Here is a 22,180-nt window from a genome sequence, read left to right on the forward strand (position 1 = left end):
AGAAACACACAAATAACGGGAAAATAGTGTCTGAATCTTCGATTTTTTGCCGGTTAAACCCAAGATCGGCAAATATCAGCAGTTATTCAGACCTTCCCTTACAGTAAGCACGCCACTTTTACCAAATTTTTATACTCTTTTTTACCATATAAATTTAAATAAAATTATCACAAAATTATATATTAAATGATAAATATTTAAATTTGCAGCCCCTAGATATTACATTTAATTACGCACTCTCTTCGCACTATATTTATAACAGTTACTGCTGTGAAGAAATAATGAACAGACAATGCAAAGGCATAGATTCCTAATGTTATTACTGGCGAAAAGTCCCAAAAACGTGCAAGACAAAACACAAACAAAATACCGATTGAACGAACGATATTAATTCGTAAAAATATCCACTGCCGACCAAAAACACTTAATATATTAACGAGTGGACTAGATACGAATTGCGCAAGTAAGTAAATAGCCAATATACTTGCGAATACTCCTGCCTGACGCCATTGTGCGCCAAAGGTAATTTCAAAGAGTATTGGGCCAAAAATCAGCAAAATCAAGAATGGCGGAAGACTTAAGAACAATAACTTTTTGGTCACGTTTCTGGTGATCTTGTAGATTTTCTCGGGGTTCTTTTTGCCAACTTTAGCTATTTCGGCATAGTAGGCTTGGCCAGTGGTCTGCCCAAACAAAGCTATCGGCAATGCCAGCGCCATTAGAGCTAAACCTAACTGGCCTGTCGTCTCCGCCCCAAATAGCCATGCACTAAAGAGTAGCGGTGTTTGAGAGGAAAAGACCAACAAAAACTGTGAAGGTAAACGGAATTTGGGGAAATCCGCATAGCGTTTAAAAAGAAAGATCATCCTATCGCGCGACACATGGGGCAAGTTGGCCCAAAAATTTTGATAAAAGCCAAGAGATAGAGAGAGGATGCCCCCCGCCTGTGTAACCACCTGCCCTATCAACAAACCCAACGGCTTAAGACCTGCCAGCCCCAGACTTATCTTTACTATCGCACCAATTGTTGACTGCCAGACTTTAGTTTTAGCTAGAGGCTTAAATGCTTTTTCTCTTGTAGCCCACTGAGTGAGAATCTCATAAAAACCCGCACCCACAATAGCAATGATTAACAACCACCAGTAGGGTAAAAGTGCCTGCATATTTAGCATCTGCAATACTGGGTCAGCAAGTAGCCACAAAATCAATGCACTAAAAAAGCTCATACCCACAAGAAGAGCTATGCACAATACAGCCAAGTTAACTGCCAGGCGATCATTTCGGGGTAAAGGCAATGCCACAGAGTATCGCAACGTCCCTATGGGCACGATCAAAGCGACTAAAGCCGTAAATACCGCCAGAACACCCATGTGTTCCGGTGTGTAGATGCGGGTAATGATGGGAATAGACAGCAAGCCGACCAGTTTGGCTATACCTGTCCCGCTTGCCAAAACAGCCATGTTTTTAAAGATACTGCTGGTATTTGACTGGCTCCTCATAACATCTTCATATATTGAAACATTAGGTTTTATCGCACATGGAGTGCGCTCCTTTCTCAACATTATTGTTTATAGCGTGAATTCAGATAATACCTCTAGCGCTTTGGCACCTTAAATATGCAGGGGTGAGTTCAACATGGCCTTCACTAGCCGAGAAACCACGTAAGCGTCCATACCATCGTTCAAACGACGGCCGAGCAGTATGATTTCCAATTATTAATCAATGGCTTGGGTTTTGTGGATGAGGTCGTGCGGATCTATACCGTTACAGTGTCCACCGACCAAGCCGGAGCGGAATGGTAGAAAATTCCACTTTGTGCCGGCGGCTTTCAGCACCGCTTCGGTGTCTATGCCCAACCGGTTGAAGATAACCGCCAGCTCGTGGATAAGCGCAATATTCAAATCCCGCTGGGTGTTTTCAATCACTTTGGCCGCTTCGGCCATTTTAATGCTGCTGGGTTTGTGGGTGCCTGCGGTAATGATTTCGTCGTAGAGGTTATCAACCAGCTCTACCGCTTCGGGTGTAGAACCGGAGGTCACTTTTTTGATGGTGGTTACACGGTGTTCTTTATCGTCCGGGTTTATGCGCTCCGGGCAATAGCCTACGAAGACGTCTTGGTTGAAGGTAAGGTCGGAAACCGTTTCCAGAACCGGCACGCAGTCTTCCTCAGTAGCACTTGGGTACACGGAGCGTTCGTAAACCACGATGTCGCATTTTTTGAGCGTTTTACCGATGGTTTCGCTGGCTTTAACGATCGGAGTTAAGTCCGGTGTTGTGTGCTCTTTAGTTTGCGTGCGTACTGTGACGATGCAGATCTTTGCGGCTTTGGTTTATGTCGAAACCAATTACGTTACGTTTTTTGACGAACTCTACGGCTAAGGGAAGGCCTACGTAGCCTAGACCTATGATAGCAAGGGTTAATTTTTTTTGCATAATGGTTAACATCTCGGACTGAAATTTTGCTAGCGCTCGGTAGGGAATGTCTTTGGTCTGGGAGGTTAGGATGGGGCAGGCCCGGCCCGGTCTATTGCGCCCGTCCGCTGGCCACTTACTGAATATTTTAAGTTTGAAGTATGAATTTACTAAGCTGAAAACACCTCTGGGACTAAAGTTGGCGAAACTCCGTGGAAATGGTTTTTACATTGCTGAAAATAGGCCACTGTAATTTCCAAGGCTGGAAATAGTTTCTAACCCAGAATGTGAGCGTAAATTTGAAAATAGTATTTCCGAAGGTGGAAATTAAAATAGCTAGGCCATTGATTTTAAATGAATCTTTAAAGCTGACAAGGTGCGCTTATCAGTTCGTGACAAATAATCACCTATTCTCCAGCATTTTCCCCCAACTGCTCCCTGACCAGCACAATAAATTCAGAGACAAAAGCAAAAAACACTCCCATCGTTCCACCCAGAACCGCCGCCATGATAACAATCAAGGTTTTGCTGGTACCCTTGCGCTCCGCACTTTCCCGGCTGACTACCAACGTCTCCCCCTGGCCCAGCCCTTCCAGCTTACCTTCCAGATCAACCCGTTTGTCATAGGCCTCTGCAATAGCAGAACCGGTATCTTCGCCCCCCTGCAGTGATTCTACTGCTCGGTCTATGGCTTCGATACGGTTCTCCAGGCTCTGCTTTTCCCTGGATAGCAGCGCGTGCTGGCGTTCTTTGATCTGGTCGATCAGCTTTTCGTGAGTTTCCTCGACCAGCGCAGCGTTGTCCGGCGATGCCTGAGAGACCATCCGTATCAGACCAGTGTCTTCCGGGTTGGAAAAACTGATCTCAAACGGTAGCTTTTCCTCTTCTGTCTGGCGGTGAGTGGCCTGGATTTCTGGGAACCACTGGTTTTCCAGCGTGGCGATGGTTGTGGCAGGCGCCTCTACCGTTTTTCCGGAATCCACTTCAGCCATCTGATAAAGGCTTACGTATTCGTACTTTTCCGGTACCAGCAACAATGCGTAGGCGAGCCCGGCCAGTGTTGTGGCCAAAAAGACCACGTAAAAAACGCGCCGGCGACGGATAAAGGTGGTCGCCAGGTCGACAAGGCTAATCTCGTCGTCGTAGGTCTGTCGCCTTTCGGGTGTGCTGTCCATTAACTAGAACCTGTTATTTGCTGTTTGGGTGATTCGTTCAGGCACGCTACCGCCCCACCTACCAGAACTCAGTGCGTTTGAGGCTCAATCCGCTTGGCTATGAAAACACGGAAAGCGTTCCCATTGGCATCCCTGCCAGGCAGCGTGTGGTTTGTTGCAGTAATGTGGCGCAATTCTACGGCATCGTAGCTTACAGGCAAGCCGGATTGTGCCTTACATTGTAAATTGGATCCGTGTGTTTGGTTAATTATTGTTAAATCGATGGAGAGGGGAACGGGAATACATAGTAGTTGTCGGATTACGGCCTTTGGCCTAATCCGACCTACGGGGGTGGAGGGTAGAGAGGGGAACTTTGACGGTTTGCTGCTTCTGCATGAAGCTGATCAGCACTATGGCGCGCTCTTCGCCGTCGTAGGCCTGGAAGATGGCGCTGATACCTTTGAAGGGGCCTTCATCCAGCTCTACCGTCTGGCCGGGCTTGATACCGCCCTGTTCTGCCACGGTATCCAGGCTGTCTTTGATGTGCTGGATGACGTCGTCCGGGATGGATGCGGGTTTGTTGGCAAAGCTCACAATGCGCACCACACCACGGGTAGACCGCAGCTTCGCCCACATGGGGTCGGTTTGTTCCAGGTTAACGAACAGGTAGCCGGGGAAAAGAGGCTCCAGCTTCTTGGTGCGCTTCCCTGCCCTGATCTTCTCCACCGTGATCTTGGGGTAGAAGCAGGCAATATCCTGATTCTGCAAATGCGCCAGGGCCCGGTCACCCTGGGCAGGCTTATGCTGTAACGCGTACCAGGTCATCTAAATCCTTGAAACCAGATTGGGGTCAGACCCCAGTGCATTTTAACCGATCAAATGTCTTGGGGTCTGACCCCAAATTACAAGCCGCCGTGGCGGCTCCAGAACTCCGAAGGCGTGATGACAGGATAGCTGTCAGTTAAAGCGAGCAGGTCTTTATCACCGGTGACCAAGTAATCTACAGAATGGTTTTGTATACCTGTCACCAGCGTTCCCAGCACCGGTGTATCTTTCAGATCTCTCACTGACTCTGCTGGCAGATCCGCAGGCTCGATAATCTCTGCCAGAAACGACAGAATATCCACAAGGTCATCAACTTCGGCGTCCGACATGCCGTGGCGGTGGCGTAGCCTGGGCAGAACTCTGCGAACCTCATCAAGGATAAAGTCAGAAAGAAAAACCTCGATTGCCCCGCTACGCCAAGCCTGCATGATCTTTCCGGGCACGCTGGTTGTATAAGCCATACCGGAAATAATAACGTTGGTATCGAGAACCACCTGAATGGATGCCATCCCTGGAATGCTCCCTACTTGTCTGCCGCGCGCTCGTTCCTGATCGCCTCTTCAATTTCCCGCATACCCTCTTCCTGAGGTACATCTGCAAACCCTTCCTCCAGGCGGGAGCTCAAGGCTTCAAAGCGCGCCTCCATCCTTCTGATCCGCCCGAACAGGCGAGCATCGACCAAAGCCGCCACTGGCTTACCATCTTTTTTGATCAAGACGCTATCGTGGCGATACTGGACCTGATTAATCATCTCACCAAGGTTTTGGCGAAACTTCACTGCACTGGTTTCCGTGATCATGTCCACCTCCAACCATATTGACCATACTGATCATACCACCTTTTGGGGGGGGGGGCAGACACCAGTGCATTTTAACCGATCAAATGTCTTGGGGTCTGACCCCAATTGAACTCAATACCAGTCGCCGGATGCCACAAAGTGCGGGTTCAATACGTCTTCCTTGCCGTATTGCAGGGGCTTGCCATCCAGCGTTTCCACCTTGCCACCAGCTGCTGACAGCACCGCGTGCGCCGCGCCGGTATCCCATTCGCAGGTGGGCCCCAGCCTTGGGTAGATATCCGCATGGCCTTCGGCGATTTTGCAGAATTTGAGGGAACTGCCAGCCTGGACCAGTTCGTGTTCGCCCAGTTTGTCGATGAAGGCGCGGGTTTCTTCGTTGAGGTGGTTTTTGCTGGCCACCACGCGCTTGGCGTCTTTTGGCTCTGCTACCCTGATCCGCCGCACCCGGCCGGTGCGATCGCGCTTATAGGCACCCTCGCCTTTCAGGCCCCAGTAGGCCTCTTTCAGTGCCGGAGCGGTGACCACGCCCAGAATCGGCTCGCCCCTTTCGATCAGCGCAATGTTGACGGTGAACTCTCCGGTGCGCTGGGTGAAGTCCTTGGTGCCATCGATCGGATCGATCAACCAGAACCGCTGCCAATGCTGACGCTCGCTCCAGGGAATGTCCGCGCCTTCTTCCGAGAGAATGGGAATATCATGGCTCAGATTACGCAGGCCCGCCGCGATGATCTTGTGGCTGGCGATGTCCGCAGCCGTAATCGGGGATTCATCGGCTTTGAAATCCACTTTGAAGTCCGTCATGTAGATGCTCATGACTTTCTCGCTGGCAGCGTCTGCAATCTTGAGGACATCCGGAAGGATGGAGCTGTAGTGCATGGGCATTAAATTCCTGAATTGAATTGGGGTCAGACCCCAGTGCATTTGGACGGGTGAAATGTCTTGGGGTCTGACCCCATGAAACACTGACTGCCGTTAACCTACTGTAGAGAAGGAAGATATTAACACAGGAGTGGAACGGGCGTTGAGCCAGAAATCGGGGTCAGAAATCGGGGTCTGACCCAAAGACATTTTATGGAACAAAATGCACTGGGGTCTGACCCCAACTTGAAATTATTGTCTGGATACGGCAGATTATTACTCTTACAAATCAGTTCAGTTCACAAGGAATGTGAAATGCCCCGCCGACAAAGGATTTGCCCGGCCGGGATGCCCCAGCATGTGATTCAGCGGGGGAATAACCGGCAGGTTTGTTTTGAGGATTTCCCCGACAGGGCCGCCTATATGGCGTTTCTCTCCCGCTACCAGGAAGAGCATGAGGTGGATATTCATGCCTGGGTTTTGATGAGCAATCACACCCACCTTCTGGTGACGCCGCAAACGGATCTGGCGCTGTCCCGGTTCATGAAAGCCCTCGGCCAGCGCTACGCACAGTACTTCAATCACAAGTACGACCGTTCCGGCACTCTCTGGGAGGGGCGATTCAAGTCCTGCCTTGTTGATACCGAGAGCTATTTCCTGCAGTGCCAGCGGTATATTGAACTGAATCCGGTGAAGGCAGGCATGGTGGAATATGCCGGAGATTACCAATGGTCCAGTTACCGGTGCCACGGCTACGGAATGAAGTTGAAGTGGCACACGCCCCACCCGTGTTACCTGAACTACCAGCCCGATCCTGACAAGCGCTTCGAGAGTTACCGGTCCTTTGTGGCCACCCCTTCACCGGAGGGTACGGACGACCTGATTCGGTACGCTGCAATCGCGGGTAAGCCGCTGGGTTCTCAGGACTTTCAGGAGAGGATGGAGGCCAGGTTCGGGAGGCTGGGGTCAGACCCCAGTGCATTTGGCCTAGCGAAATGTCTTGGGGTCTGACCCTATAAAACTCTCAACAGCTCATTATGCCAACCAATCCTCCCGACTATGTCTTACACGAATAATCAAGACTTTCTGGTTCGTTTCCAATCGGTAGATAACCAAATGAACACCTATTGGATGTATACGTACCGCTGGCCGAAATTCTTTACGCTCAACAGCCGCATAGGGGTTAGCCGCAAGAAACTCAAAACACTCCTCTAACTTCGAGTGATACTCGCCTGCTTGCGCCAAGCCAAACTTCTCAACCCCGTCCAAAAATATCCTAATTACGTCCTCTTCAGCCTTACGGCTGAGTACATATTCCATTGTCTTTGTTACCTTTTCGCCAGCTCCATGGCCCGGTCACGCAGCCCATCCATCGACTGGCCACCCTCGCCGCTCTCCAAACCTTCATCAATCAGCCGCTGCATATTCTCAATTTTCTTGGCCCGATCCTGATCCTTTCTGATCAAATCGCGGACGTAGTCGCTGGTGTTGGAATATCGGCCTGATCTGGCCTGCGTTTCCACCCACTCTTTCATTGGTTCCGGCAATGAAACGTTCATTGTAGCCATAGATGCCTCTCTGTTTTACGTGTATGACAATTATTGCCAAATTTTGCCAAACATGGAAGCCGAACCGAGGCATCGAGCCTGGGGTCAGACCCCAGTGCATTTGGCTTAGCGAAATGTCTTAGAGTCTGACCCCAACTCTCAATCCTTATTCCACCACCCAGGTGCGATTCAGAGTCAGGTTGTCTGCGTCAAAGTGATACACGCTGATACCGCCTCCAGTGCGGTGGCCCATGACCAGCACACCAGCTTCCGGGGATGTGGCTATGGCGGTGTTGCGGCTGTAGTTGGAGCCGTATGTGACCAGTTCGGGGGATTCGCCCAGGTCGAAGTACTTTACCGGCCAGGGGCTTCCGGCTTTGAACAGGGCGGCGATGTGGCTGTTGTTGCCGAAGCGGAGGTAGTATTCGCTGTTGTGGATGAAGGCCTGGGCGATGGTAAAATCATTTAGCCCCTGCGGCGCATCAATAAGCCCCTCTTTATCCCAATTCCGAGCGTCGCCCATATCAAAAGGGGTATCATCGATGTAAATACCGCTATAGTAGTTTGCGAGTCGATATCGCTCTTCAGGAGCAGAGGTATCCCAATAGAATCCGTTTCCGTTCTCATCTCCGCTAATAATCCACTTTCCGTCAGGGCTTATAACGGCGTGAGTCTTGGCAGTATTGCCCTGAAATTTTGCAATAGGCTTTCCTGTTTCAGCGTTCCAGAATGTAACTCCAGAGTATCGCGAGAATCTCCGCTCTTGATCCACAGGTGGATAATCTTCAATTGGCGCGATATCGTCTCCGAAACCTGACGTAACAAAAAAGTTCCCTTCTCTCGCCATGGAAAGGTTCAGAAGCTTCCCCGAGCCCTCAAAACTCGGGCTGATACCATCCTGCAATATCGGCTTCAAGTTAGCACCAGAGCCTTTAAAAACATTCCAATTTTCATCGGTCGACAGGTATGTGTTGAGGTCTTCCGAAATCGTATGCCCATATGTCGCGAAATGCGGGAATCGGAGCAAGCGTTCTCCGTCGATCGTTTGTACTGTCACCTGGTCGGTCAGATCTTGCCACACAAAAGCGTGTTTCCCGGGTACAAAAGAGGCACTGTAAAGGTTCGCCTTTGTGTGCACTGTCTTCCAATCTTTGCTTTCGATATCCCAAAGAATCAGTTCATTGTTACGGTGCGTAGTAATTACGTATCGTCCAGAATCAGAGACACCAGCAGACATTACGGGGCCCGCCCACACGGTGTGCTGGTAAAAGGTCCAAGTGATCACCAAAAGTGTGACAAGGGCGAGCCCCCCAACGAGCCAGTTCCACTTGTTAGTTGTAACGACCAAAGCCGACTCCTTCATTAAGCAAGGGTTTCATGATCGCATCAAGAAACGATTTTTCGAACAATTCCTCACTCGGAACCCTCATCCCAGAGTGGCTGAAGAGCCACCTGCTTTGATCTATAACAGACCACCTCCCCGATCTGAGGGCTTCTTCGATAAACTCATCACGAAAAGTGCCGGCTTTCTCCCCAGCCACCTCCTCAAACCCCAAATAACCCAACGCCGGCCTCGGCGGCTTCTCCGGCACCCACCGATTCATAGCCAGTTTCCTGAGATGCCGCACATAATCCCGGGCCAGATCCACACTGATGCTGGCGCGGTGATTCAGTGGCGCCAGCAGGGTATATCGTGGTGGCCTTTGACCGTTTCTCAGGCAGTCAACACAGGGCTGCCAGAGGGCCGCCGCTTCATCCAGGATGTCCTGCTCCAGGCTGGCCCAGTTGTCAGATATTTTTTGTTTCAGGCTTTGTGTTGAGTACGCTGAGCGTTGCGGGTGTGCGACCAGGCTATTATCAAAACTCAACGGCAGGTAGTCACTGTAGAGTTTTTCGATTGCAGGGCCGAAGCCGTTGTCCAGGAAGCTGGGAAAGGTCCACCATTTTTTCTCGTAGGCACCGTGCAGGTATCCCAGCAGGTCGTCCATGGGGTCCTCAGAGCCGGCGAGTTCCGCAGCTGCCACCCCGATCGGCGAGACACGCCGCATTGCTTTGCGCCACCAGGGCTGGTCTTCCGGGTTACCCGGGCCGAGTATGCCGTCACCCAGGGTGTGCAGCACCACAATACGACGCGCTGCCTGGTGGGCCGCCGGAAAAACGCCGAGGCCCAGCGGGTGCACATCACGGCTGGCGTTGTTGGTTAGCGCGTTATCCGCCACTGCCGGTTGCCAGAGGAACAGGTGGTCCACCCCGCCCTGCCCCAGCGTTCCCAGCATGTTGAGCGCCGTCAGTGCCACCCGGGCGCCCAGTGAATGGGTTATCAGGTTGATCTTGATGCCCGCGGCCCGGAGTTGCTGCAACAACGGCACCAGCCGACGCCCTGCCGCCATGGCGTTGAGTTCCGCCTGCATGAAATCAGTAGCGCCGGTATCCCCAGGCCAGGAGATGTTGATGATCCGGCTGTAGGGCGTCCAGTCCTCACCATCAAAGCCTGCCGCGCGATTAAGGTGATACTCCATGTTCACCGCCCAGTTGTGAAGGCCTGTGCCGTTCAGGTCGTCTTCATTGACAGCAGGGGCAGCCTCGTCGGCGAACGCTTCCGGGTTCTGCCAGACTGTGGCATCTACCGGTAGCCAGTTCAGCGTTCGGCGAAAGGAACGGGAATTGCCATGGTACTCCCCACTGCGTTCTACGCTTTCCAGAAACCGCCCCCACCTGCCATGGGGCACATTATAGCCGTGCACAAATACAAGAGCGTTGTTGCCGTTGGCTTGAAAGTAGCTCAGTTGGTCGTCGGTCAGCAGGTCAGCTTCGGGTGACGATTCTTCACGCAGATTGATGATAACCGGTGGCGGCAGATGAACTGCTGTCGCTCTGCGTTCGCTGGGGATCACATCCAGTTCTATACCCTTGCTCAAGGCCTCCACCGGAGCACACCTGAATTGCTGGCTGATAGTATCAAGGCCAATCAGATGTTCGCCCGCAGGATCATCTGGCCAGTGCCAGCGCGCCTCTCCCGTGGTTACCCGCTCAAAACGGGCCAGATGACTCTCCCGCCCTGCCCCCTCCCCATCAATGAGTTCAGCAGTTTTCGTCTGGCCGGCAGCGTCCATGATTTTGCCGGCATCGCGGAAGGGCAAGGGCCTTCCGAGGTTGTCTGAACGCCTCAACAGTACACCTGCCAATTCCTGCCTGCACACGGGCGCGCCGTGGGTTCCGAGGGGTGAGGAATCGGGTTTGAACGGGAGAATTGCTTTTGCTGTCATTCAGGGTCCTTCCTGTAACGATTGCAGTTTAACCAGGGCTTCCAGCGTATCGGCCCATGAGCCATCCTGGCGGCGCAGTGAGGCCAGCTCATCGTCATTCAGCAGGCCAGTGCGGGGAGCCTGGATCAACAGCTCCGCCCCTTCAACCAGCCCCTGCTCACTCGGTGCTCCCAACTGCGCCAGTTGCTCAAACCAGCCTGCGACAACCTCTTGGTGCAAGCCATGGGTTTCGGCCAGTGCGGCCGCCAGCAGCTTTTGACGGAGAACGGTAATAGCGGCCAGATTCTCGCGAGTCAGCTCGAAGGGCGCATGGGCCGGCTCATTGGGCAGGGTTGCCCCTTCTTCCGGATAGCCTTTGATCAAAGCCCAGTGACTTTCGGCATAAAACCCATGGATAGCCGACAAGGGGCCAAGGAGCCGCTGGCACTGTTGCCTGGAGAGCGAGTCGCCGAAACTGGCGAATGTCACCGGGTCCGCATAACGCAGAAAACCTTCACCATCCGGCGTATGTATCCAGTTCAGGCTGGCGAAATGATCCCGAACCTCCTCCATTAAGCAGGCCTGACCATACAGCGCCAACGCTTTGCCCTCGAGTAACCACCGACGGAGCCAGCGATGGCCGTCATCCATGGATGGCTCGATCAACAGCGGCCCATGATAGGCCTGCTCACGATGACCAGAGTGGAGGTAAGGCAACTCATAGCGGGGAACAGGCTCAGCCTCGAACAGCCTGCGAAGGGCGTCCGGGCATTTCGCCAGATCAATCAGATACCAGGGAGCATCCGTTTTGGGAGGTTCCCGATCGACAACAAACGAGGCGCAAGCTGGAGCTTCCAGCCCCTGAGCGACATGATCCTTCATGGCTGCCTTTATCTATCCTTAGATGGCCAATGCAGCCGCAAATAGTAGCGAATGCGAAAAGCCGTGTCATCTTTCGCCATGGGGTCAGACCCCAGTGCATTTGGCCAGGCAAAATGTCTTGGGGTCTGACCCCAACCATTCTTTTCAGCTATGATCAGCGGTAGTAAGGTAACACTTCAATATTATTACAGGGTTGATTCCATGAAGCTGAAATTCCTTGGCGGTGCGGGCACGGTGACCGGTTCACGTTATCTGCTGTCTGACGAGAAGCACCGGCTGCTGGTGGACTGCGGTATGTACCAGGGCGTGAAGAACCTGCGCAAGCGCAACTGGGCGCGGTTTCCGGTGGAGCCTTCCTCCATCAATGCGGTGGTTCTGACCCATGCCCACATCGACCATACCGGCTACCTGCCTGCACTGGTCAAGAATGGCTTCAATGGAAAAATCTATTGCACCAAGGCAACCCATGAGCTGTGCAAGGTGCTGCTGCCGGATGCCGGCTACCTGCAGGAAGAAGACGCAAAATACGCCTTCAGAAAGGGCTTTTCAAAGCACGACAGGCCAGAGCCGCTCTTTACCGTAAAAGACGCACACGAAGCCCTGAAGCACTTCGAATCCCTGCACTACCACGAAAAATTCGAACCGGTGAAAGGCATGGAGGTCACCTTCACTCCGGCCGGGCATATCCTGGGGTCTTCCTGCGTGCATGTGCACCATCGGAGCAGTGACCGTACCGTGGTATTCAGCGGTGACGTGGGCCGGCAGGACGACGTTATCATGCGGCCACCGGAACCTATCGACAAAGCGGATGTACTGGTGTGCGAATCCACCTATGGCGACCGGCTGCATGCAGAGTCAGACCCGGAGGCCGTGCTGGCCGAGATCATCACCAAAACCGCCGGGCGCGGAGGGATTGTGCTGATGCCCTCGTTTGCCGTTGGCCGGGCACAGATGCTGTTGTACCTGATTCACAAGATCATGGGTGAAGGCCGGATACCCAAGATGCCGGTGTACCTGAACAGCCCCATGGCCATAAAGGCCACCGAGATCTTTTCCCGCCATCACAAGGAACACCGGCTGACCGGCGCCCAGTGCGATATGATCGACGAGAACACCGAGTTCGTCCGCACCGTGGACGAATCCATCGAACTCAACAGCGTGCGCTACCCCTGCGTGATCATCTCCGCCAGCGGCATGGCCAGCGGCGGGCGGGTGCTGCACCACCTGAAAACACTGCTACCCAACCCGCGAAACAGTGTTGTGTTTGCCGGCTTCCAGGCGCCGGGAACGCGCGGGGATGCACTGGTGAACGGGGCTGAATCCGTGAAGATCCATGGGGAGTACTGGCCCGTCAAGGCAGAGGTACACAACCTGGATTCACTGTCGGCCCATGGGGACTATGAGGAGATTCTGCAGTGGCTTGAGGCAGGGACTCTAAAGCCGGAGAAGGTGTATATTACGCATGGTGAGATTGTGGCCAGTGATGTGATGCGGAAACGTGTGAGAGATCGGTTTGGGTGGGATGTTGAGGTGGCGGAGTTGTTTGAGGAGGTGGAGGTTTGAGCCTCCACCTCATCAAATCACCTCACAGGATCCGGGCCTGAACGAATCATTCCAACGCGAAGCAGCCGTCGGATCGATCACGCATTGCCAGGTACCATTAACCGAACGTTCCAATCTTATGATTACACCTGCCAAATTAGGGTGGGCATTGCCGCCCATGGTCACTTGGAGGTGACCGGAACCGTCAGCATCTAAAACACCTACATCCGCAGCAAGGTTGCCGGTGGTTATATGGGAGGGGGTGTACCCCAGCTCATCATTGGATACGGGATCGGAGTTTGATACCTGCGATTCAAAGGCCGATTTATAAGCTGACAGTTCACCAACTGCTCGTTTTACCTGTGAATTCAGTACATAGTTCTGATACGAGGGTATCGCGATAGCGGTCACAATGCCGATAATAGCAACAACGACCATGAGTTCTATTAATGTGAAGCCAGCGGAAAGATTTTTCATGGGAATTCCAGCATGCCCTGTAAGAAATGTTTATGTAAATATGATGAGCAAAAAACGGGCCAGCAGAAAAAGAATAGTTTATGATTCCGGAGACATTTGGCTCTGGTGCCGGGGGAAATTTCCATGCAACCAAAAACGCGGGAGCTTACCTTGTCGAACCTCCTCCTGATAATATGGAATATCATCAGCCATCGCTTGCCGATAATCTAGTACGTCCTGAAACCAAAGCATGCATGCCGCAGCGAACACTATTACGATGGCATACCCGGCAAAGGTAGACGTTACGAATTTTTGTCTGGCCGAGGATACAGGTACCGTCGATTGGTATGGACTGATAAGCGCCCAGAAAACACAAAGCACAGGTAGCCCAACCAGCATTGACCCAGGTGCCATAAAAACGGCAGACGCACCGGCATGAACGAGAGCAGCCGTTACCGAAGCGGTAAAGCCGACCAACAAGAAACCATTATGGTGATCTCCGTTTCGGAGGCCCTTGATCTTGTGCCATAATCTCCGTAGTGCAACCCCTACTAGAATTAAAAGACCACCTATTGCTATCCACCCATACTCCGCAGCCCACATCAAATACATGTTGTGAGGGTGACCAAACCTAGAGGACGATCGATATGTTTCCGTCAGGATATCGTGGGTTAGCCAAGACTGCGGCCCCATACCAAAAGGGAATTTTTCCAGACTCATGATCCAGGCTTCATGCCACAATGACAATCGCCCCGAACTGTTGGTTTTAATACCTCGGACGTGGATCTCATCGAATACAAAGCTTGGTATCAAAACTGAAAGAAGAAACCAAACTAACAACCCGTAGATTGCAAACCTTGCAAACAACTTCATCCAAGGAAAAGAAGATTTCCCAAAAACCCCCCATATCAATAAAAAACAGAAAACAAGGCCAAACATGGATCCTCGCGATGAGGATAGGAAAATAATCCACCACCAAATGGCCGCTGTAGAAGCGACCCCCCACCGCCAAGTGCGATTACTATTCCATGGAATGCAAAGAAGAGCTAGTGGAAATAACGGCACTAGCCAAGTCGCGATGTGGCTCCAATATCGAATGCTGAAGAAACCCCAAGGAATAAGCTGATCCAAACGTGAGGAATCATCAGTGATTGCAAATAGATAAACAGTAACCGACATCGCCGCATAAAAAAAACAGGCTACAATAGCTACTGTTACAACTGCTAGTGCGTATTTTCGCGCGCAGTCAAATCTGCCTATGGCATCACCAATAAGCCCAAAGGCAACAAAATAGAGGATAAAAAAAACCGGCTCAACCAAACTGTAAGGCCCCGAGCGGTTTTGGAAAGCGGCAATCAATAAACTAAACGAAAAAAAAAGAAATGGCCAAAGAGCTTTGACTGAGACTGTGAGTGCATTGTTGTGCACTGACCAAGTCAGCCCAATTACTGCGAGCAGGCTCAAGCTTAACACAAGCAAAACACGCTGGTCTGCGTAGGAGCCGAAAAGAGTAGAGGGGATAAAATCCGCGAAAAGAACTGAGCAGAAAAGCAACGATATCAGGCAATAACTCAGGGTGAGAGATGCCCTCAAATTTATCTCCTTCTTATCCATTGAGCAAAACTTACAATAATTTGGCGGTCTCCCACTAAACGATCGCTACCTATTCTTAATACCTAAACAAATTCCTTATAGTCGCCGCACTTTAAACAACGATGACAACAAAACATACAGAGAACTAACAAGAAACGAAGAACAACGCCCGAACTATGGGGCGTTGTTCTTCGTCGACTTCTTCAACTCATTTTAAGTATTCGAGCAACCAGTCGGAATATATGATTCTTTAAATGCGTCTGGCTCATCATCAATCGTACACTCCCACGCACCATCATCGGTACGTTCGAGATTGATCGTAGCGCCACGAACAGAGGCACCTGAGTTACCATCCAGTGTAGCCGTGATAGTTCCCGTGCCATCAGCATCAATATCACCTGACGCAGTGGAAAGGTTAGAAGCAGTAAATCCGATAGCATCCAGATCCCCATCTTCTGAATCGTCTGTCATATCGGTGCCTTCCCCGCGCGTCAAACGCTCTTCGATTGCCGTGCGGTAATTGTTGAGTTCACTGTATGCGCGATTTACCTGAGTCCGGGCCGTGTAGTCCTGATATTGCGGAATAGCAATTGCAGCCAAGATACCAATGATCGCCACAACGATCATAAGCTCGATCAGGGTAAAACCCTTTTGAGCGTGATTCATTTGAATATTTTTCATAGTTAACCTCATTGTGTCGTTGAACAACCTGTTTCAGCCCGGACCCGGAGGAGCTGCGCCCCGCGGCCTTTTTCTTGAGCCTGCAATAACGATAGCATCAGGTGTGCCAACATTGCCGTTTACAGAAAATTCGACAAAAAAACAGTACATTCAATCACATAAAAAATCAGGCACGATTAGTCCCTCAGGTCGGCCCACCGCTTTAAACTGCCCAGCGACGTCACTCGGTGACAAATTTTGTCATTGTGGCCGCGCGCAAGAGGCTTGACACAACACTGGGCGCGTAAGTGTGTGTGACTCATATGCCCACTTCTTGCCCACACACCTTTCCAAACCCCTGCCAGCCATCTAAACTCAGTGCATCCGACAAAACATCCGTTTCAGTAACTTAGGCTCAGTTTTTTTACACACTTTATGTCTACCAATAAAAGCAACGTAACTCTTACAGGCTTGGCGAGACGCTTCGTAGATGATGGCCTTCTTGATGAAGCCACCGCGAAAGACGCTTTCCTGCAGGCATCCCACAATCGCATTCCGCTAATCACCTATCTTGTACAGAACGATCTGGCTAACAGTAGTGGGCTAGCGTTTTCTGCCGCGATGGAATTTGGCGTGTCCGTTCTGGACCTCAGCGCATTCCTGCCGGAAATGATGCCGGAGAAAGTGGTCGATGAAAAACTGATTCGTAAACATAGCGCCCTACCTCTCTACAAGCGTGGCAATCGGCTGTTCATTGCGGTATCAGACCCCACAAACATCCAGGCACTGGATGAAATCAAGTTCAATACCGGCCTGAGTACTGATGCCATTCTGGTGGATGACGCCAAACTCCGGGAAGCAATCGATAAGTATCTGGAATCCCAGGACACCTCAATGGGTGACCTGGACGATGCTGACCTGGAAGGTGTTGAAACCGAGGGTGGCGACCAGGAAGACGAGAATGCCGTTGCTGTCAGTGATGTCGATGATGCACCTATCGTCAAATACGTGAACAAGATGCTGCTGGACGCCATCCGAGGTGGCGCCTCGGATATTCACTTCGAACCCTATGAAAAGAATTACCGGGTTCGTTATCGCACAGATGGCATTCTCAAAGAGATGTCCCGCCCGTCCATTAAGCTCGCCCCGAAGATTTCTGCCCGCATCAAGATCATGGCACAACTGGACATATCAGAGCGCCGGGTGCCCCAGGATGGCCGTATCAAAATGAAGCTGTCCAAAACCAAGGCTATCGACTTCCGGGTGAACACGCTGCCGACTCTTTGGGGTGAAAAAATCGTTTTGCGTATTCTGGACCCGAGCCAGGCCCAGATGGGGATCGATGCGCTTGGCTATGAGGATGACCAGAAGAAATTATACATGGATGCCCTCAAACAGCCCCAGGGTATGATTCTGGTCACCGGGCCAACTGGCTCTGGCAAAACGGTATCGCTCTATACCGGCCTCAACATCCTGAACACGCCGGAATTGAACATCTCGACTGCCGAAGACCCGGCAGAGATAAATCTGGAAGGCGTCAACCAGGTTAACGTAAACACCAAGGTGGGCTTGGGTTTTGCAGAAGCACTCCGCGCCTTTCTGCGACAGGACCCGGACATTATCATGGTTGGCGAGATCCGGGATCTGGAAACCGCCAACATTGCCATCAAGGCCGCCCAGACCGGCCACCTGGTTCTGTCCACGCTACACACCAATAGTGCAGCGGAAACTCTGACGCGAATGATGAACATGGGGGTTCCCGCTTTCAACATTGCAACGTCGGTAAGCCTGATCATTGCCCAGCGTCTGGGGCGCCGGCTTTGTAAATCCTGCAAACAGCCTGCAACTGTTCCCAAGGAGATCCTTTTAGAGGAAGGGTTCACACAGGAACAAATTGATACAGGGTTCACGTTGTACCGCCCAAAGGGCTGTGATAAATGCACTAATGGATATAAAGGCCGCGTTGGTATTTACGAGGTGGTCAAGATTACAGACGAGCTGGCGAACATGATTATGGAAGAGGCCAGTTCCATTAAAATTGCAAAGCAGGCACAGGCCGAAGGCTTCCCGAACTTACGGCAGTCTGCCCTCAAAAAAGTGGTTGAGGGTGTGACTAGCCTTGAGGAAGCCAATCGCGTGACGAAGGATTAATTTAGCATGGCAGAAAAAGCGCAGAAGCTGGAATCGTATGTTTGGGAAGGTAAGGACCGAAAAGGGAACAAATCCCAGGGGGAGCTGACCGGCGCCAATCTTGCACTGGTGAAAGCACAGCTTCGCAAACAGGGCATTATTCCAAACAAGGTCAAGAAAAAACCCAAGCCTTTGTTTGGTGGCAGCAAAAAAATTACGCCTTTTGATATTGCCATGCTGACGCGACAACTGGCTACCATGATGAAAGCCGGTGTGCCACTGGTGCAGAGCTTCGACATTGTTGCCGATGGTTTGGAGAACAAAGGTCTCCAGCAACTGGTTATGAATATCCGGAATGATATTTCTTCCGGTACGAGTTTTGCCGGGGCACTAAGAAAACACCCAAAATATTTCGACGACTTGTATTGCAACCTGGTTGACTCTGGCGAAAAAGCAGGCGCACTTGAACAGATGCTCGATCGGATTGCCACCTACCTTGAAAAAACAGAGCTGCTCAAGAAAAAAGTTAAGAAAGCAATGACATACCCGATAGCGGTTATTGTCGTTGCCATCGTTGTTACTGCAATCTTGTTGGTTAAGGTAGTGCCGCAGTTCGAGAGCCTCTTCCAGGGATTTGGCGCTGAACTGCCTGTCTTTACCCAAATGGTTGTCAGGCTTTCCGAATGGATGCAAACCTGGTGGTTTGTTGTATTACTCGCCATCGTGGGCACGATCTTCCTCTTTAAAGAGGCCGTTCGACGATCACAAAAATTTTCTGACCTTGTTGACAAGCTCGTACTGAAGCTACCCGTTGTCGGTGAGATCCTGGATAAATCAGCTGTTGCAAAATTCGGGCGAGTGCTCTCAACCACCTTTGCCGCAGGCGTACCCCTCGTAGATGCACTTGATTCCGTGGCTGGCGCCACGGGCAATGCCGTGTATCGGGATGCCATTCAACGCATCAAGAATGATGTATCAAGCGGTACTCAGCTACAGGCTTCAATGCGACAACAAGATGTCTTTCCCATTATGGCTGTACAGCTTACTGCTATCGGTGAAGAATCCGGTAACCTGGACGAGATGCTTGCGAAGGTAGCTGAGCATTACGAAGCGGTGGTTGACGACATGGTCGACAACCTCACCGCCCTGATGGAGCCGATGATTATGGCGGTTCTTGGTGTCCTGGTTGGTGGCCTGATCATTGCCATGTACCTGCCGATCTTCCAGATGGGCCAAGTTGTTGGTTAATAGCTATCCAAATACGTCGGATTACGGCCCTTTCAGGGCCTAATCCGACCTACATTATTACAATTCGATACTCGCCCAAACGCTCCCCAACCCGGACAAGCAATGCCAAACCTAGCCCCACTCCTCGACACCCCCTGGCTCCTCTACACCGCTGTAACTCTCTTCTCCCTCTGCATCGGCAGCTTCCTGAACGTGGTCATCCTGCGTCTGCCCAAAATGATGCAGCAGGACTGGCGCTGCCAGTGTGAGGAGTTCCTGGAGCTGCCGGAGGGGCAGCGCAAGGAAGAGCAGCCAGTTACGCTTTCGAAGCCTGCCTCCACCTGCCCTTCCTGTGGCCACAGGATTCGTGCCTGGGAGAACATTCCGGTGATCAGTTATCTGGTGCTGGGCGGCAAGTGTTCCTCCTGCAAATCCGGCATTTCACCGCGATATCCGGTTATTGAAGCGGTTACAGCGCTGTTTTCGGTAGTAACGGTATATGTCCTGGGGCCAACTGAATCGGCGTTGTGGGCGTTGTTGCTGGTCTGGGCGCTGATTGCGCTGACGGTCATTGATTTTGATACCCAGTTGTTGCCGGACAGCATCACCCTGCCGTTGATGTGGCTGGGGCTGATTCTGAATTACTTTGGTGTGCTGACGGACTTCACCAGCGCCTTCTGGGGGGCTGTGGCGGGTTATCTGTCGTTGTGGTCGGTGTACTGGCTGTTCAAACTGGTCACGGGCAAGGAAGGCATGGGGCATGGGGATTTCAAGCTTCTCGCAGCGCTTGGGGCCTGGCTCGGATGGCAGTTGTTACCGGCGGTGATTCTGTTGTCGTCGGTGGTGGGTGCCGTTGTGGGGATCAGTCTGATGGTGTTCCGCAAGCATGGGCGTGAGGTGCCGATTCCGTTCGGGCCGTATCTGGCGGCGGCTGGGGTGCTTTGTCTTTGGTTTGGGGGGGAGATTTTGGCCGCGTGGTATTCGTATCTTGGGGTTTGAGTTGGGCTTGGGTTTGTCGGATTACGGTCCTTCGGGCCTAATCCGACCTACGGATTTAAACTTTGCCCGCCTCACGTAGGTCGGATTAGCGAAGCGTAATCCGACAATATGGTTCCTTCTGGAGGTTTAATGGCTGTCGTTGGGCTCACTGGCGGTATTGGTTCAGGAAAATCCACTGTGGCGCGGATGTTTGGGGCTTTGGGCGTACACTGGGTGGACGCGGATGATGTTGCCCGTGAGGTGGTTGAGCCTGGTACGCCGGCGCTGAAGGATATTGCTGAGCATTTCGGGCAGGACATCCTGCTGCCGGATGGCGGCTTGGACCGGGCAGCGTTGCGGCAGCTTGTGTTCGAGTCGCCGGAAGAGCGCGCCTGGCTTGAAGGGTTGCTGCACCCGGTGATTCGCGAGGAGCTGGTGCGGCAGCTGCATCCGGCTAGTTACCCCCTGCCCTACGTCATGCTGGTGTCGCCGTTACTGCTGGAGACGGACCAGCACGAGCTGGTGGATAAAGTTGTTGTGGTGGACGTTCCCGTGGATATTCAGATTGAACGTACCATGGCCAGGGACGATAATGCCCGGGACCAGGTCCAGCGAATCATTGATGCCCAGATTCCCCGTGAGCAGCGGCTGCGGAAGGCCGATGAGGTAGTGGACAACAACCGGCCCCTTTCAGAGGTTGAACATCGCGTTGAGGCGTTACACAAACAGTTTATGGTGGCGTTTGGCCGTTAAGGTTCGTTTCTCCGGCACTCTTTCCCGTGTTTGTACTGCCCTGCTCGCAGCAATACCCGGTATCTCCACGGCACAGGAACCACTGTTCAGCGTTGCAGAACCTGCATTGCAAGATGTACTGGCACCTGAAAACCTGCCTCCCTCGTTTTTTACCTTCGCCCCGGAGGAATTCTGGGCCAAGCCCAGGGACTCCTATTGGCTTCAGTTCAGTAACTGGGTTCTGACCCAGGAGCGCACCCAGGGTGACCGGATTCAGGCGCTGGGCGAATGGGCAGACCGCACGCTGTCGGGCAGCAACCAGGCCATGCCGGATAACGAGAGTTATCTGCGGCTGGGGTTTGCCACGGAGTCAGAATACGGTGACCCGGCGCAGTTTGAGCCGGAGGCGCGGTTCCGGCTGGAAGTACCCACCGTGGAGGAAAAGCTGAAACTGGTTATCGAGAGTGAAAGCGACGAGCTTATTCCACTGTCGGAGCGGCGGCGAAGCCGGCAGCTTACCGAGGATGAGCGCAGTGACACCGAAGCCACCGGTGCGTTTCGTTTTCTTTCCACTGTCGGAGATGCCATCAACCTGAGCAACGATGTGGGTGTCCGGCTGCGTTTGCCGGCGGATGCGTTCTGGCGGATCAAGGCAGAGAAGAGCTGGCAACCGGGCGAGGACTGGAGACTGGCAGTAGAGCAGCGGGCTTATTATTTCCATCAGGATGGCTGGGGTACGCGGTCTTGGTTTGGTGCAGGGCGGGATCTTGGCAATGGTTGGACTACGCTGGTTTCGTCGGAGGTGGAGTGGGTTCATGATGAGCGGAAGTTTGAGCTGTCGCAGACAGCGAATTTTTACAAACGGCTGAATAATCGCTCTACGCTGAATCCCAGGCTTGGTGTTCTTGTTGAGAGTCAGCCAAACTGGCGGCCGACGTCGGTGTTTACGGATGTGACGTATCGGTATCGGTTGCACAGTGACTGGCTGTATGGGGAAATCATTCCGGCGCTGGAGTTTCCGCGGGATGAGAGCTTCAAGGATCGGGCTTCGTTGGTGTTGAGGATAGAGTTGTTTTTTTCTGGCAGTATTGAGCGGCCCTATTAGTTAGTAGTTCATTTAATAGTTCATTGATTTTCCTG

21 protein-coding genes and 1 pseudogene are annotated in these 22,180 nt (G+C 52.2%); 7 read left to right on the top strand and 15 right to left on the bottom strand.

Annotation, left to right across the window (positions count from 1 at the left end; translation table 11 throughout):
• Positions 1–212 precede the first annotated feature (212 nt).
• From HLUCCO03_RS07230 to cysQ, 7 genes and pseudogenes are all read right to left on the bottom strand, one after another.
• Complete coding sequence (locus tag HLUCCO03_RS07230; RefSeq protein ID WP_036197611.1) at positions 213–1,499, bottom strand: lipopolysaccharide biosynthesis protein; 1,287 nt, start codon at positions 1,497–1,499, stop codon at positions 213–215.
• Positions 1,500–1,613: 114 nt separating this feature from the next.
• Positions 1,614–2,433: pseudogene (locus HLUCCO03_RS07235) on the bottom strand (nucleotide sugar dehydrogenase); the annotation flags it as partial.
• 386 nt (positions 2,434–2,819) lie between these two features.
• The gene (locus HLUCCO03_RS07240; RefSeq protein ID WP_027832639.1) at positions 2,820–3,587 is read right to left on the bottom strand and encodes a Wzz/FepE/Etk N-terminal domain-containing protein; all 768 of its coding nucleotides are present in this window, start codon (positions 3,585–3,587) and stop codon (positions 2,820–2,822) included.
• Between the two features lie 312 nt (positions 3,588–3,899).
• Positions 3,900–4,391: a transcription/translation regulatory transformer protein RfaH gene (gene rfaH, locus HLUCCO03_RS07245; RefSeq protein ID WP_027832640.1), complete on the bottom strand. Its 492-nt coding sequence runs from the start codon at positions 4,389–4,391 to the stop codon at positions 3,900–3,902.
• 77 nt (positions 4,392–4,468) lie between these two features.
• Positions 4,469–4,900, bottom strand: a complete 432-nt coding sequence (locus HLUCCO03_RS07250) for a putative toxin-antitoxin system toxin component, PIN family (protein WP_027832641.1) — start codon at positions 4,898–4,900, stop codon at positions 4,469–4,471.
• 14 nt (positions 4,901–4,914) lie between these two features.
• On the bottom strand, positions 4,915–5,190 hold the full coding sequence (locus HLUCCO03_RS07255; RefSeq protein WP_027832642.1) for a type II toxin-antitoxin system prevent-host-death family antitoxin: 276 nt from the start codon (positions 5,188–5,190) through the stop codon (positions 4,915–4,917).
• A 111-nt stretch (positions 5,191–5,301) separates the two neighbouring features.
• On the bottom strand, positions 5,302–6,066 hold the full coding sequence (cysQ, locus tag HLUCCO03_RS07260; RefSeq protein WP_027832643.1) for a 3'(2'),5'-bisphosphate nucleotidase CysQ: 765 nt from the start codon (positions 6,064–6,066) through the stop codon (positions 5,302–5,304).
• A gap of 297 nt (positions 6,067–6,363) precedes the next feature.
• Between cysQ and HLUCCO03_RS07265 the strand changes: the two genes are divergently transcribed.
• Complete coding sequence (locus tag HLUCCO03_RS07265) at positions 6,364–7,059, top strand: transposase (protein WP_292016649.1); 696 nt, start codon at positions 6,364–6,366, stop codon at positions 7,057–7,059.
• Between the two features lie 24 nt (positions 7,060–7,083).
• Here HLUCCO03_RS07265 and HLUCCO03_RS07270 read toward each other — a convergent pair whose 3' ends face one another.
• The 5 genes from HLUCCO03_RS07270 to HLUCCO03_RS07290 form a co-directional block, all read right to left on the bottom strand.
• Positions 7,084–7,368: a type II toxin-antitoxin system RelE/ParE family toxin gene (locus HLUCCO03_RS07270; protein WP_027832644.1), complete on the bottom strand. Its 285-nt coding sequence runs from the start codon at positions 7,366–7,368 to the stop codon at positions 7,084–7,086.
• 8 nt (positions 7,369–7,376) lie between these two features.
• Positions 7,377–7,616 carry a type II toxin-antitoxin system ParD family antitoxin gene (locus tag HLUCCO03_RS07275; protein ID WP_027832645.1) on the bottom strand — a complete coding sequence of 80 codons (240 nt, stop codon included), beginning with the start codon at positions 7,614–7,616 and terminating at the stop codon, positions 7,377–7,379.
• A gap of 145 nt (positions 7,617–7,761) precedes the next feature.
• Positions 7,762–8,958, bottom strand: coding sequence for a WD40 repeat domain-containing protein (locus HLUCCO03_RS07280; RefSeq protein ID WP_027832646.1), 1,197 nt, complete (start codon positions 8,956–8,958; stop codon positions 7,762–7,764).
• Positions 8,927–10,861: an alpha/beta hydrolase gene (locus HLUCCO03_RS07285; protein WP_027832647.1), complete on the bottom strand. Its 1,935-nt coding sequence runs from the start codon at positions 10,859–10,861 to the stop codon at positions 8,927–8,929. Before HLUCCO03_RS07285 ends, HLUCCO03_RS07280 begins: the two co-directional genes overlap by 32 nt.
• Positions 10,862–11,722, bottom strand: a complete 861-nt coding sequence (locus HLUCCO03_RS07290; RefSeq protein ID WP_081813576.1) for a DUF4123 domain-containing protein — start codon at positions 11,720–11,722, stop codon at positions 10,862–10,864.
• A 201-nt stretch (positions 11,723–11,923) separates the two neighbouring features.
• Between HLUCCO03_RS07290 and HLUCCO03_RS07295 the strand changes: the two genes are divergently transcribed.
• On the top strand, positions 11,924–13,285 hold the full coding sequence (locus HLUCCO03_RS07295) for an MBL fold metallo-hydrolase (protein WP_027832650.1): 1,362 nt from the start codon (positions 11,924–11,926) through the stop codon (positions 13,283–13,285).
• Positions 13,286–13,297: 12 nt separating this feature from the next.
• Here HLUCCO03_RS07295 and HLUCCO03_RS07300 read toward each other — a convergent pair whose 3' ends face one another.
• From HLUCCO03_RS07300 to HLUCCO03_RS07310, 3 genes are all read right to left on the bottom strand, one after another.
• Complete coding sequence (locus HLUCCO03_RS07300) at positions 13,298–13,741, bottom strand: pilin (RefSeq protein ID WP_027832651.1); 444 nt, start codon at positions 13,739–13,741, stop codon at positions 13,298–13,300.
• 78 nt (positions 13,742–13,819) lie between these two features.
• Positions 13,820–15,334, bottom strand: a complete 1,515-nt coding sequence (locus tag HLUCCO03_RS07305) for an O-antigen ligase family protein (protein WP_036197616.1) — start codon at positions 15,332–15,334, stop codon at positions 13,820–13,822.
• A 192-nt stretch (positions 15,335–15,526) separates the two neighbouring features.
• Entirely contained in the window at positions 15,527–15,994 is a 468-nt protein-coding gene (locus tag HLUCCO03_RS07310; RefSeq protein ID WP_027832653.1) for a pilin, read from the bottom strand.
• 414 nt (positions 15,995–16,408) lie between these two features.
• Here HLUCCO03_RS07310 and pilB point away from each other — a divergent pair, with 414 nt between their 5' ends.
• The 5 genes from pilB to HLUCCO03_RS07335 all read left to right on the top strand — a co-directional run bounded on the left by pilB (position 16,409) and on the right by HLUCCO03_RS07335 (position 22,145).
• The gene (gene pilB / locus HLUCCO03_RS07315; protein ID WP_027832654.1) at positions 16,409–18,124 is read left to right on the top strand and encodes a type IV-A pilus assembly ATPase PilB; all 1,716 of its coding nucleotides are present in this window, start codon (positions 16,409–16,411) and stop codon (positions 18,122–18,124) included.
• A gap of 6 nt (positions 18,125–18,130) precedes the next feature.
• Entirely contained in the window at positions 18,131–19,351 is a 1,221-nt protein-coding gene (locus tag HLUCCO03_RS07320) for a type II secretion system F family protein (protein ID WP_027832655.1), read from the top strand.
• 102 nt (positions 19,352–19,453) lie between these two features.
• Positions 19,454–20,329, top strand: a complete 876-nt coding sequence (locus HLUCCO03_RS07325; RefSeq protein WP_027832656.1) for an A24 family peptidase — start codon at positions 19,454–19,456, stop codon at positions 20,327–20,329.
• A gap of 129 nt (positions 20,330–20,458) precedes the next feature.
• Positions 20,459–21,061: a dephospho-CoA kinase gene (coaE, locus tag HLUCCO03_RS07330; protein ID WP_027832657.1), complete on the top strand. Its 603-nt coding sequence runs from the start codon at positions 20,459–20,461 to the stop codon at positions 21,059–21,061.
• Complete coding sequence (locus tag HLUCCO03_RS07335; RefSeq protein ID WP_292016650.1) at positions 21,051–22,145, top strand: hypothetical protein; 1,095 nt, start codon at positions 21,051–21,053, stop codon at positions 22,143–22,145. Before coaE ends, HLUCCO03_RS07335 begins: the two co-directional genes overlap by 11 nt.
• Positions 22,146–22,180 lie beyond the last annotated feature (35 nt).

This window comes from Marinobacter sp. HL-58, assembly GCF_001314605.1.
In the GTDB taxonomy this organism is placed as follows: Bacteria; Pseudomonadota; Gammaproteobacteria; order Pseudomonadales; family Oleiphilaceae; genus Marinobacter.

What these genes read in the sequence shown, in the direction of transcription:
- cysQ (WP_027832643.1), bottom strand. Translation starts at nt 6,066, where the DNA reads ATGCACTACAGCTCCATCCTTCCGGATGTCCTCAAGATTGCAGACGCT.
- HLUCCO03_RS07275 (WP_027832645.1), bottom strand. Translation starts at nt 7,616, where the DNA reads ATGGCTACAATGAACGTTTCATTGCCGGAACCAATGAAAGAGTGGGTG.
- HLUCCO03_RS07325 (WP_027832656.1), top strand. Translation starts at nt 19,454, where the DNA reads ATGCCAAACCTAGCCCCACTCCTCGACACCCCCTGGCTCCTCTACACC.
- HLUCCO03_RS07255 (WP_027832642.1), bottom strand. Translation starts at nt 5,190, where the DNA reads ATGATCACGGAAACCAGTGCAGTGAAGTTTCGCCAAAACCTTGGTGAG.
- HLUCCO03_RS07240 (WP_027832639.1), bottom strand. Translation starts at nt 3,587, where the DNA reads ATGGACAGCACACCCGAAAGGCGACAGACCTACGACGACGAGATTAGC.
- HLUCCO03_RS07295 (WP_027832650.1), top strand. Translation starts at nt 11,924, where the DNA reads ATGAAGCTGAAATTCCTTGGCGGTGCGGGCACGGTGACCGGTTCACGT.
- rfaH (WP_027832640.1), bottom strand. Translation starts at nt 4,391, where the DNA reads ATGACCTGGTACGCGTTACAGCATAAGCCTGCCCAGGGTGACCGGGCC.
- HLUCCO03_RS07305 (WP_036197616.1), bottom strand. Translation starts at nt 15,334, where the DNA reads ATGGATAAGAAGGAGATAAATTTGAGGGCATCTCTCACCCTGAGTTAT.
- pilB (WP_027832654.1), top strand. Translation starts at nt 16,409, where the DNA reads ATGTCTACCAATAAAAGCAACGTAACTCTTACAGGCTTGGCGAGACGC.
- HLUCCO03_RS07285 (WP_027832647.1), bottom strand. Translation starts at nt 10,861, where the DNA reads ATGACAGCAAAAGCAATTCTCCCGTTCAAACCCGATTCCTCACCCCTC.
- HLUCCO03_RS07230 (WP_036197611.1), bottom strand. Translation starts at nt 1,499, where the DNA reads ATGAGGAGCCAGTCAAATACCAGCAGTATCTTTAAAAACATGGCTGTT.
- HLUCCO03_RS07265 (WP_292016649.1), top strand. Translation starts at nt 6,364, where the DNA reads ATGCCCCGCCGACAAAGGATTTGCCCGGCCGGGATGCCCCAGCATGTG.
- HLUCCO03_RS07280 (WP_027832646.1), bottom strand. Translation starts at nt 8,958, where the DNA reads ATGAAGGAGTCGGCTTTGGTCGTTACAACTAACAAGTGGAACTGGCTC.
- HLUCCO03_RS07320 (WP_027832655.1), top strand. Translation starts at nt 18,131, where the DNA reads ATGGCAGAAAAAGCGCAGAAGCTGGAATCGTATGTTTGGGAAGGTAAG.
- HLUCCO03_RS07300 (WP_027832651.1), bottom strand. Translation starts at nt 13,741, where the DNA reads ATGAAAAATCTTTCCGCTGGCTTCACATTAATAGAACTCATGGTCGTT.
- HLUCCO03_RS07310 (WP_027832653.1), bottom strand. Translation starts at nt 15,994, where the DNA reads ATGAAAAATATTCAAATGAATCACGCTCAAAAGGGTTTTACCCTGATC.
- HLUCCO03_RS07290 (WP_081813576.1), bottom strand. Translation starts at nt 11,722, where the DNA reads ATGAAGGATCATGTCGCTCAGGGGCTGGAAGCTCCAGCTTGCGCCTCG.
- coaE (WP_027832657.1), top strand. Translation starts at nt 20,459, where the DNA reads ATGGCTGTCGTTGGGCTCACTGGCGGTATTGGTTCAGGAAAATCCACT.
- HLUCCO03_RS07250 (WP_027832641.1), bottom strand. Translation starts at nt 4,900, where the DNA reads ATGGCATCCATTCAGGTGGTTCTCGATACCAACGTTATTATTTCCGGT.
- HLUCCO03_RS07270 (WP_027832644.1), bottom strand. Translation starts at nt 7,368, where the DNA reads ATGGAATATGTACTCAGCCGTAAGGCTGAAGAGGACGTAATTAGGATA.